The 9,348-nt window shown below is 48.8% G+C and carries 12 protein-coding genes and 1 pseudogene; 5 read left to right on the forward strand and 8 right to left on the reverse strand.

Features of this window, described 5'->3' with window-relative positions:
- Nucleotides 1-9 precede the first annotated feature (9 nt).
- From PsWM33_RS28815 to istA, 3 genes and pseudogenes are all read right to left on the reverse strand, one after another.
- A complete protein-coding gene (locus PsWM33_RS28815) occupies nucleotides 10-249 on the reverse strand; it encodes a hemagglutinin repeat-containing protein (RefSeq protein ID WP_446737439.1) in 240 nt (79 codons plus the stop codon).
- A pseudogene (istB, locus tag PsWM33_RS04365) lies at nucleotides 207-848 on the reverse strand (IS21-like element helper ATPase IstB); the annotation flags it as partial. The gene PsWM33_RS28815 and the pseudogene istB, both read right to left, overlap by 43 nt.
- Nucleotides 845-2,344: an IS21 family transposase gene (gene istA, locus PsWM33_RS04370; RefSeq protein ID WP_063299351.1), complete on the reverse strand. Its 1,500-nt coding sequence runs from the start codon at nucleotides 2,342-2,344 to the stop codon at nucleotides 845-847. The gene istA and the pseudogene istB, both read right to left, overlap by 4 nt.
- 732 nt (nucleotides 2,345-3,076) lie before the next feature.
- Here istA and PsWM33_RS04375 point away from each other — a divergent pair.
- Both PsWM33_RS04375 and PsWM33_RS04380 read left to right on the forward strand, forming a co-directional pair.
- Complete coding sequence (locus PsWM33_RS04375) at nucleotides 3,077-3,343, forward strand: hypothetical protein (protein WP_063299352.1); 267 nt, start codon at nucleotides 3,077-3,079, stop codon at nucleotides 3,341-3,343.
- On the forward strand, nucleotides 3,344-3,877 hold the full coding sequence (locus tag PsWM33_RS04380; protein ID WP_063299353.1) for a DUF6362 family protein: 534 nt from the start codon (nucleotides 3,344-3,346) through the stop codon (nucleotides 3,875-3,877).
- A gap of 21 nt (nucleotides 3,878-3,898) precedes the next feature.
- Here PsWM33_RS04380 and PsWM33_RS04385 read toward each other — a convergent pair whose 3' ends face one another.
- Complete coding sequence (locus PsWM33_RS04385; RefSeq protein WP_063299354.1) at nucleotides 3,899-4,552, reverse strand: hypothetical protein; 654 nt, start codon at nucleotides 4,550-4,552, stop codon at nucleotides 3,899-3,901.
- A 175-nt stretch (nucleotides 4,553-4,727) separates the two neighbouring features.
- On the opposite strand from PsWM33_RS04385, the gene PsWM33_RS28820 reads away from it, so the two are divergent.
- Together PsWM33_RS28820 and PsWM33_RS04390 are read left to right on the forward strand one after the other, a co-directional pair.
- Nucleotides 4,728-4,886 (forward strand): Com family DNA-binding transcriptional regulator, encoded by a 159-nt coding sequence (locus PsWM33_RS28820; RefSeq protein ID WP_206598977.1) that lies wholly within the window; start codon nucleotides 4,728-4,730, stop codon nucleotides 4,884-4,886.
- A 10-nt stretch (nucleotides 4,887-4,896) separates the two neighbouring features.
- Nucleotides 4,897-5,274 carry a hypothetical protein gene (locus tag PsWM33_RS04390; RefSeq protein WP_063299355.1) on the forward strand — a complete coding sequence of 126 codons (378 nt, stop codon included), beginning with the start codon at nucleotides 4,897-4,899 and terminating at the stop codon, nucleotides 5,272-5,274.
- Here PsWM33_RS04390 and PsWM33_RS04395 read toward each other — a convergent pair.
- The gene (locus tag PsWM33_RS04395; RefSeq protein ID WP_063299356.1) at nucleotides 5,271-5,978 is read right to left on the reverse strand and encodes a calcium-binding protein; all 708 of its coding nucleotides are present in this window, start codon (nucleotides 5,976-5,978) and stop codon (nucleotides 5,271-5,273) included. The two genes, PsWM33_RS04390 and PsWM33_RS04395, sit on opposite strands and share 4 nt — an antisense overlap.
- Nucleotides 5,979-6,331: 353 nt before the next feature.
- Nucleotides 6,332-7,030 carry a hypothetical protein gene (locus PsWM33_RS04400; protein WP_063299357.1) on the reverse strand — a complete coding sequence of 233 codons (699 nt, stop codon included), beginning with the start codon at nucleotides 7,028-7,030 and terminating at the stop codon, nucleotides 6,332-6,334.
- 23 nt (nucleotides 7,031-7,053) lie between these two features.
- Between PsWM33_RS04400 and PsWM33_RS04405 the strand changes: the two genes are divergently transcribed.
- Nucleotides 7,054-7,671 (forward strand): hypothetical protein, encoded by a 618-nt coding sequence (locus tag PsWM33_RS04405; protein WP_063299358.1) that lies wholly within the window; start codon nucleotides 7,054-7,056, stop codon nucleotides 7,669-7,671.
- Nucleotides 7,672-7,679: 8 nt separating this feature from the next.
- Here the strand turns inward: PsWM33_RS04405 and PsWM33_RS04410 are convergent, their stop codons facing one another.
- Both PsWM33_RS04410 and PsWM33_RS04420 read right to left on the reverse strand, forming a co-directional pair.
- Nucleotides 7,680-8,438: a hypothetical protein gene (locus PsWM33_RS04410; RefSeq protein WP_063299359.1), complete on the reverse strand. Its 759-nt coding sequence runs from the start codon at nucleotides 8,436-8,438 to the stop codon at nucleotides 7,680-7,682.
- Between the two features lie 484 nt (nucleotides 8,439-8,922).
- Nucleotides 8,923-9,348: hypothetical protein (locus PsWM33_RS04420; protein ID WP_193778360.1), on the reverse strand; the 426-nt coding region annotated here is incomplete at its 5' end.

Consider the following 9,348-nt stretch of genomic DNA (forward strand, 5'->3'; position numbering starts at 1 on the left):
CACTAACTTTCAAACCGGACCACTCAAGTAGGGCTGATCAATAGATACCCCTTCTCCAGCTTTCACAAGCGCATTTGTCTTCGTGTTCGAAGTGTTATGGCCCTTGCTGTTTTGTCCAGAGACACTCCCGGAAACACCAACAGACACTCCGTTAAGACCAACTCCGACTGTCCCTTTGATGCCAGCAGATCGCTCAGAATGTCCAGCAGCGCGGTCGTCATCTTGGCATCTGCGAAGACGGATACCCATTCGCCGAATTCCAGGTTTGTGGTGATAATGACACTGGTTTTCTCATAGAGCTTGCTGATGAGGTGGAACAGGAGTGCACCGCCGGACTTTGGGAATGGGATGTAGCCCAACTCGTCGATGATGACGCAATCCAGTGATGTCAGTTGACGGATGATTTTCCCGCTCTTTCCATCAGCCTGCTCCTTGATCAAGGCATTGATCAGGTCAACTGCATTATAGAAGCGGACCTTCTTTCCCTGGTTGATTAATGTGGTTCCCAGAGCAATCGCGATATGGGTCTTGCCTGATCCAGTGCCGCCCACAAGGATGAGATTGTGAGCCTCCTGGGTGAACTGACCAGAACAGAACGGGTCGATCTGAACCTTTGTAACGACGCTCGCGCTATAATCGAAACTGGCAAAATCCTTGTGATGAGGGAATTTTGCGATACGCATTTGATATTGGATGGAACGGACCTGACGGTCTACAGTCTCAGCGTCGATCAATTGTTTGAGTGTTGTCGTAAGGTCTGATTGCTTGCGCGAGGCCAGCAAGTCTTGTGCGCAGGTCGCCATTCCATGCAGGCGCAGGTGTGTGAGTTGGTCGATCAGAACGTTCATAGGGCGGCCCCCTCATGGCGCACATACAGCGCCTCATAGCGTTTGCAGTTTGCCTGTGGACGCGTCGTCAAATGAGGATAGTCATAGCTGTGGGGTAGTGGCGTGATCACCGGATCATGCTGCTGATTGATCAGGTTGATGATGGCTGGCAGGCGCAAGGTGTTTTGCTCAACGGCCAGTTCACAAGCCGCCTCGACCATCTCAATCCCATGGTCCTGCACCAGCATGAGAAGATCAACAAACTCCCGATCGCCGCCTTTGCTGTCCATGTAATGGTCTTTGATCATGAGCATTGCCTTGGGGAGTTGCCAGTTCGCAAAGGGAGCACCATCGCGCAAAGCTCCGGGTTTACGTTCCAGCAAAGGCACATAGTGCCAGGGCTCAAAGTAACTGGTATTCTTGGTAAAACCGCGTGTGTGCTGAGCGATTATCTCCTGTCCAGCAACCACCACAATGCGATCAGCATATGCGCGCAGTGAGACGAGCTTGCCAGCAAAATGAGCAGGAACGCTATAACGATTACTGGCATACTGAACCAGGCAGGTTGAGCGAACACGACCAGTCTTTTCTACATAGCCATCAAAGGCCCGACCTAAGGGGCGTAACTGCGCGCAGTCATCAGTAAAAACAGCATCAATCGTACGCTCAGGCTGCTCGGGATGCGAGCGCTTGCCAAGCTCGTCACAGTGCAGATGCAGCCAGGCATTCAACCCCTCCAGATCCTCAAAGACCAGCTTTGGCGTAAAAAGATGGCGGCGCAAAAACTGTACCTGGTTCTCCACTTGACCCTTCTCCCAACCCGATGCCGGAGTACACGCCACCGGTTCCATCACATAGTGGTTCATCAGCGCTAGAAAACGAGGATGATAGATCCGGTCTTTGGATCGCGACACAAACGTCACCATCGTTTTCGGGTTATCAATGATGACCCGGCGCGGGACACCGCCATAAAAGGTCAAGGCACGAACAAAGGCGTCAAGAACCATCTCCTGCGCTTCGCTCTGATAAGCAAACACAAAGGGTTTACGGCTGTGGCACAGACGGAAATGGGCAACCTTTATCTTCTGGGCAACTCCGCCCAGCACAACATGTTCTTCACTCCAGTCAAATTGAAGCGCATCCCCGGGTTGAAACGGCAGCGGGATGAACGCCTCACCAGACCACGGTTTAGCTCGCTTCAGATCACGGATAAAACGTTGAACCGGAGAATAAGAGCCCGTATATCCCTCAAGAACCAGTTGCTCATAGAGCTGTAAGGCTGTCCGCCGCTCCCGCCGTGGGCGCTTCTGCTCCAGTTCATACCATTCCAATAAACGGCTTTCAAAAGCAGCCAGCTTGTGACGGATCGGGGAAACCTGACGTTGATAACGCGGCGGCGAGGCATCACTAACATATTTTCTGATTGTATTGCGCGATAGGCCGGTCTCCCGACTGACCGACCGGACACTGCGACCATCTCGTAAAACAAGACGGCGGATCTTGGCTGCACTTTCCATCAATATCACCCGTTCATGCCCCGCGCTAAATGCACGGATCCTAACAAACAGGTGGGTCAATCTTAAACGCTCATAACCCACCTAACCGGGTCAATTTTGCATGCCGATTCACACCCTTACTTAAAGACATCGCATCAAAGCGTGAAAGAGCCAAATACTTGGCCTTAAGATCCATAATCATATTAGATGAGTACGCTAAGTCACTTTCTGCGGTGGCTAGAGATCATGGAAACTTAAACGCTCATGGGGTGTGTCAAGAGAACACAATCACTACTGATTTCCCATCACCACCAACTTTCCCAGCAGACATAGACTGGCTCAGTATAGATCCTAATTTGTGTTACGATATCCTCTCTCTTGATAACATGCATCGTAAGGCACAATCAGATATTCAGTGGGCCAAAAACTACTTCTCTATGGAACACGAATTTGCTGAACGTACTCACACAAGAAGAGAATGTGCTTTAGAGCTTGGCCTGCACGTAACAAAAATCACAAAAAAAACTTAGATCAACATATGCAATCCCGCCTGCAGAACTTTCGGAGCATGAAGAAGAACCTGAAGAAGTTTTTATTCAGACGCAGGAAGCACTATCACTCGCAAAACAAACTCCCACCCCAGTTGTTTCATCTGATTAGTTTAAAGGCTGATTGCCACGAAAGAGCTAATGTATCCGCTTTGAGTTTCGAAGCTTTACGAAACAGATCGAGCAAGCAGGAAAGATAGTCTGCATGAGCAATGACAAGCCATATGAGCCAGTCTTTTATTGGGAACTGACCTGGGCTGATAAGCCAAGAGATTATACCGCCAGACCTCCCCAGCGAAAGGAGTCGACCCTGCTGATGTATTGGGATTTAGGCCCCAACGGTGGAGAGCGCTGGCATTGGATAGTGAATGACACAAAGCTGATTGCACAAGGTTATGCGGAAACTCACCTTGAGGCGGCTCGCAAAGCAGAAGCAGCATTCTTTCAATTCCTGGAACAGCTGGAGAACTAAATGAGCGACATTCAAGCACTCTATGCCGTGATCCTCGACCGGCTGATCGAGGCACAGGTTGTTATGCGTCTTATGAGAGTGAGGGGCGTCAGACCGGGGCAACCTCAAAGCTTCTGGCCGGACTTCAGCCCGAGTGATGATGATCAGTGGGAAGCGGCTTTGAATGCCGTTGCAAAGAAGCTTACTGAAGCGGAAAAGAGAGCCAGGAACATGACCGGGCCGGATGCTGCAGCTATTGCCCGCATGGAAGAGACATGGGATTGGATGCATTACATCAAGCGAAACGAAGAGAGAAAAGCGCTCTCGCTTCTGGTGTTCTGCTACGCTTACAAGATCCAACCGAAGAAGGTACTGGACCAGATGAGCCTTGCAAAACAAACAGCTCATGATCGTTTTGAGAGAGCACTTCATCAAATTTCGGTAAATGTTTGTAATAAAAGAGATTTACCCGCATTTGCTGATAAAGATTTGTCCGTGCAGTTTCGACCTAAATCGGGTATCTATTCAGATAAGATGAGACAACTTGCGGCTTGATGATAATGCAAAACCAAAGTGTCAGTTGTCATTAGTCTGATTGTTGCTCTGTTGTGATTTTTTATCTGCCAATCGGGCTACACGCTGCTCGACTGCAATGAAGATGTTTGATGCGAACATTCCAACGAAAGTGACAACAAGAATGAGAGAGTAGATTTCATCACTATCATTCTTGTTGACCAAGTTACCTTGGACTTGGATTGCATTTATTTGGAGATGAGCCGTTACAAGTGAGACAAAGATCTTTGACTTTAAAGATATCCAAGCAAAACTTGCAATTAGCCCTGATGCAACGAGCAACAGGATAGATCTGAGGTAACTCAATCCAGACAAGAGAACGCGGGCCGATGCACCTAAGAAACCAAACGTGAAGGGTATCATTAGCTCAAGCAAGATATTTAAAGAACGGTTGATGAGGGTTATAACTCCCGCGTCTATTTTGAAGTTCTCATCATTCAATATGACTGCTTGTAAAGCAAGGTAAGCGAAAAGAAAAATTATGCTCGAAATGCTTGCAGCAGCAGCGAAGTCAATTAGTAACTTACTTCTTAATTTTTTCTCTAATTGTATTTCACGTTTTAAGCCAAGCCTTACTCGAAGGGACAATTCTTCGTTTTCAGATTTTAACTTAACCGCATCATCATACGAGATATTGTCTGAGGAGTAGTCGCTCATAAAAGAAAGCCTCTATACTTACTATTAAGCGAGAGGCTAAGAGGCAGCAACCTCCAGAGCTACGGGCTTGTTTATGACTACAGCACCCGCCCGGTAAGAATTTGCATATTACCGCCCCCGCCATATCTACTCACAGCAATTATGAGCAGGGGGCATTTATGCGTCGAGAATCATTTTGGAATCAACCAGATGTGGCTACTGCAATGCACTCCTGTTCAAAAACGAACCGGGCGCAATCGTGAAACCCATTGAAATCAAGTGTCGTAGATGCGGCACACTAAACCAGTTGAGGCCCTTAGAGCCCCCAAGCGAATGCCCTGAGCATCAAGCTTAGAGAGCATGGAATGACTAAAGGGGCACTAAGCCAAGATTTTATCGTACCGCCTTTTTCAGTGTTGAGCGCAAGGGCCAAGGAATGGCAAGACCGCAAGCGCCTTTGGCTCGACCTGGGGATTGATAGTGGTGAAGGAAGGAAAGAAGACCTCCTAAGCGGATACGCCAGCGCAATGGCTAAGTGGTCAGAGATCAACGGGAAGGGCACAGCATCCGGCTCATGGGCAAGTAAAAGCATATTTGACCCAGTCCTGACTGAGCTTTGTTATGCATGGTTCTGTCCGCCTGAGGGAAAGGTTCTTGATCCTTTTGCTGGTGGATCTGTACGGGGCTTAGTGGCCGCCAGCACTGGGCTGGCGGCTATATATGATGAAACAGAAATTAATTAACCAGCACCGACACCGAGAAAGTCTGCACCGGAAATCTGTGTAGCTGAGACACCCTCGAGCACAACCCATGTATTGTCCACTGTCACCAGTGCTGAACCGACATACAAATCGCCATCGATGAGGCCTGCGGTTACGGTGCCAAGACCAATGTTTTCGTATTCGCCGATGATTACACCGATATGGTCAGTGCCGGCCGTGTAGTCCTTAATGACGGTCATCCCTTCCATATCTTTGAATACGAAGAGATCATTTCCGATACCACCGGAAACGGTGTTATGAGAGTCAATGCTTGCACTTTGTCCGGGTACGATAATGTCGTCACCAATACCACCTTCGATATAATCGTCGCCAGATCCGCCGTAAATTATGTCATTGCCTTCCTGCCCCAACATAGTGTCGTCGCCGGAGCCGCCATAGAGTGTATCATTTCCTGCTTCAGCAGCAAAAACGTCATCTCCAGAGTCACCGTGAAGAGTGTCATCACCATCACCCCCGTCCAGGAAATCATTCCCAGAGCCACCGTGAAGGGTGTCGTTACCAGATTCACCTGCTAAATTGTCGTCACCGCCACCGCCATAAACAATGTCATCAAAGCTACCGGTACGCACAGAATCATTGCCGTCATATGCGTAAACAATGTCTTCAACGTCGTCATATTGATGGAAAGAGTCGTGACCGCCGGTGAGTTCTGTAATTACAACCATAAACTATCCTAACATTCATAAATAAATTATGCACTCAATAGATGCACTCATCATACTTACTCGTATAACTTGCACGGACCTTGATGCATGCTGAGGCAGTGGCACTAAATTACGAGCTGAAAAACGGACAGGTCCAAAACGTAACGAAAGAAGCATGGGCCGCAGACTGGCGATGCCTCACTAGAAACCAGCAAAAACAACATGTCCGCGACCTCTTGGGAAACCTACGCTGCGTGTCTACTCCCTGCACAGACTGAAGGGCTCAGTTCCATTGAGCAGTTTGGTAGATGCGTGCGGGGAACCGCGGTTTTATATCACTTGCGCCTAAGGGAAGAGGAACGCGCTACAAAGCGCTACTTGTATTCGAACTTAAATTCTCCCGCATGTAGGATCTTTTTTGCAGCTTCATTCGCAAGCTCGCCAGCTGCTTCAGTTAAGTTCCAATGTATATTGCTGTCGGTGACATATAGGTGCCCTACGAGATTGAGATCCACTACATTGCTAAATCGAGTGCCCTCTTGCAGGTATTGTGAAGGGGCGGCAATGGCATACGATTTGACAGAAAGCTTTGCCGCTAACATCACAGCACATCTCGATCCGGGCTTGAAACCAGTAAGTGTCAAATAGAGCACGGCGGCATTAGAGGCAGTCGTATCGTCAGTAACAGGTATGCCGTTTTTGCGCAGTGCGCTCTCAGATTTATCTTTCAGTACTTCGGGTTCAGGAGAGCAATCACCGTGTACGGTGTCTACTATCTGGACACGAACCTCTTCGACTGAAGTGAGCAACGCAGCAGTCGCGGATTCCTGAGTGGAAACAATCTCCGTTGATTTCGCAGGTAGGCAGCTCACTAGCCCAAACATGAAGGCGAGAGTAGTTTTACTCAATGTATTCATCTGCAATTCTTTCTTTGAAATAACATCTGCTGGCCGGTTAGCTCTATCCAGCACAAAGCTCAAGAAACCAGAAGTTACAAATCCATGTTCGTGCACAAGGGCAGCGCAACCAGCAAAGAGCAACAAAGCGTCTGAGGCCAAAGCAAAACCACGCATGCCACGGAAGAAGGCTCCGCATAATGCCTCCAGTTACCCTCGAATTCGTAGACGACAACCATGTGCACTTTCGTAATGCGGTTGAGCGGATAGGAAACAGAAAGACAGCAGAGCGCGCCTACAGAAAGGTCATCAATAAAACCGGCACCAAGCTGCGTAAAGGCGTGCTGAAGACGCTTCCTAAGCAAACAGGCTTGCCATCCCGTACAATCAGGAAAGCTCTGGGGAAGCCTAAGAGGGCGAGCGCAAGCTATAAGGGCAACGCTGCCAGCCTGTCTTATGTGCTGACCACCAAGGGCGGCTTTATCAGCCTGAAGCATTTCAAGCCAAGGGAGCTGAAGAGAGGCGGGGTAGTAGCGCGGCCAAGGGGCCTGCGGCTTTATCTGGAGAAAGCCTTCATGAAGGGCGGACGCTTCCCTAACCGTAAAACCTTGAACATGGATGGGGCTGGTGCAGTATTCAGGGCAAACCTCAATGCAAGTAAGCGCTGGTACAGGGGCTTCCATAGCCTCAAGAGCAGTGTCCGCATCCCGGATGAAATGGTAATAGGCCCATCAAAGGCGGCCTACGACAACGCAACCCGCTCCTTTGCACCAGCTATGGAAGCGGAGATTAAGCGTCTGCTGGCTGTGAGGGGTTGAACTCACTCTCAATCAGATTTTGCTTTGGCAGTGTCCAACAACTCCGTGTACTGGCTTTTCAATTGCTGTAGTTCCATGGTGTAACGGGACATCCTATCCAAAACAGCAGCGTGGTATAAATCAATGCTGTCAGGATCATTCCTTGCAAGCCCGTCGCGTAACTCCCATAAGGTCACATCCACCATCGATCTGAGTTTGTCGGCATCATCTGGCAAATTGCCCGCTGTCCGTACGATATTTTCAGTAAACCGAATACGAATATCATCAAGGCCACGCATTAAGTCAGCCTTAATGATATGGGACTTGTGCTCGACGCCTGGGTCGGGGAAATACTGAAGGGGCTTTCGCTGTAGATTTACGAGCGTCTTGAACTTGCTGTTCTGAAGAACAGGAGTGGCATCATCCATGATTGAAAGATCAATTTGAATACCCGCCCATGCATTCGCTCTCATCTGTAGAGTGAGTATTGCACTATCCTTGCGGGCGAGGTCGAGCTGAGCGTTAGCGAGGTCGAGTTGCTTATGGGCAAGCTTTATCTGGACGTTAGCTTTCAAAAGCTGGGCGTCTGCTTTGGTGAGCTGAGCTAGGACGAGCCGAAAGGTAAGGACTGCGATCACCAAGGCACCTAGGCCGGAGATCACCTGTATCCATTCCATAGCTGTGGCATTAAGGCTGGTTACATTGAAGTACCCTGCTGCAAAAGGGATGACAATAATGACCGCGCAGAAGATCGCGAAGATAGAACGGTTGAATGTGCGACTACTCATGCAACTTTCATTAGTTGGATTCGCAGAGGCAGGCTAGGGGGTGCGAGGCGCGGCAAAAGGCAATTAAAAGCCATATGAAGACGTTCCAGCCAGCAATTGTGAGGCCCAGATCAAGCGGCTATTGGCGCTCAAGGGCCAAGGACTGTCTAAACTGGAGGTACTCATCTATCCCGCACTGGTATGACAAGATGTTTTCAGGATGTAGCCGCATCACATCCAGGTGCTCAGGCATTTCCACATGGCTAGCCGGATTCTGGCAGCGCTCATTAAGAGCGGTGGCTAGACGTTCAATATCTTCAAGTGGGAGATCACCAAGATAGCCATAGGCACTTGAGAGTTTTAGATGCCACTGCATATGCATCTCGATAACTCTCTCGCTCAATCTATGACCTCTAAGCCATGCTTCAAATTTGTCTCTTAAATTATCCAAGAGATAACCCCGTTGTTCAAAATGCCTGACCAAGTAGGCTACTGCCAACTTTGATTAACGATATTCAAACTGAAATTCTCGTGCCCGGAGGATTTTCAATGATAACTTATCTGCATGTTCTTCGACAGCTTGGGCTAAACGCTGTTGCATGAAGCCTCCTGTCAGAATCATCGAAGCGATCGATATTTCATTGAAAACAAGTGCAGTTGTACCAGATTGCACGTATTCAGATTTCGGCAAGAGACTGAGTGTCGTGAACATAACGCTGGTCCGTACATGCGCTGCGCAACTACTGCCAATCTTCATACCAACAGCACTAATATGAACAATCGCATCAGCATGCTTGTCCACAGCTGCAACCGAAAAACCGTTCTTACGCAGGACAATTTCCATTTTGTCTTTTAAGCCATTGGGGTTTGGCAAACACCCACCAGTAACATCGTGTGAATCGGCATGCAAAATTGACCCGGTTAGGTGGGT

Origin of the sequence: Pseudovibrio sp. WM33, from assembly GCF_001623165.1 — a bacterium.
Classification (GTDB): domain Bacteria; phylum Pseudomonadota; class Alphaproteobacteria; order Rhizobiales; family Stappiaceae; genus Pseudovibrio.

What these genes read in the sequence shown, in the direction of transcription:
- PsWM33_RS04390 (WP_063299355.1), top strand. Translation starts at nt 4,897, where the DNA reads ATGACTAAAGGGGCACTAAGCCAAGATTTTATCGTACCGCCTTTTTCA.
- PsWM33_RS04385 (WP_063299354.1), bottom strand. Translation starts at nt 4,552, where the DNA reads ATGAGCGACTACTCCTCAGACAATATCTCGTATGATGATGCGGTTAAG.
- PsWM33_RS04410 (WP_063299359.1), bottom strand. Translation starts at nt 8,438, where the DNA reads ATGAGTAGTCGCACATTCAACCGTTCTATCTTCGCGATCTTCTGCGCG.
- PsWM33_RS04375 (WP_063299352.1), top strand. Translation starts at nt 3,077, where the DNA reads ATGAGCAATGACAAGCCATATGAGCCAGTCTTTTATTGGGAACTGACC.
- PsWM33_RS28815 (WP_446737439.1), bottom strand. Translation starts at nt 249, where the DNA reads ATGGGTATCCGTCTTCGCAGATGCCAAGATGACGACCGCGCTGCTGGA.
- PsWM33_RS04395 (WP_063299356.1), bottom strand. Translation starts at nt 5,978, where the DNA reads ATGGTTGTAATTACAGAACTCACCGGCGGTCACGACTCTTTCCATCAA.
- PsWM33_RS04405 (WP_063299358.1), top strand. Translation starts at nt 7,054, where the DNA reads ATGCCTCCAGTTACCCTCGAATTCGTAGACGACAACCATGTGCACTTT.
- istA (WP_063299351.1), bottom strand. Translation starts at nt 2,344, where the DNA reads ATGGAAAGTGCAGCCAAGATCCGCCGTCTTGTTTTACGAGATGGTCGC.
- PsWM33_RS04380 (WP_063299353.1), top strand. Translation starts at nt 3,344, where the DNA reads ATGAGCGACATTCAAGCACTCTATGCCGTGATCCTCGACCGGCTGATC.
- PsWM33_RS04400 (WP_063299357.1), bottom strand. Translation starts at nt 7,030, where the DNA reads ATGCGTGGTTTTGCTTTGGCCTCAGACGCTTTGTTGCTCTTTGCTGGT.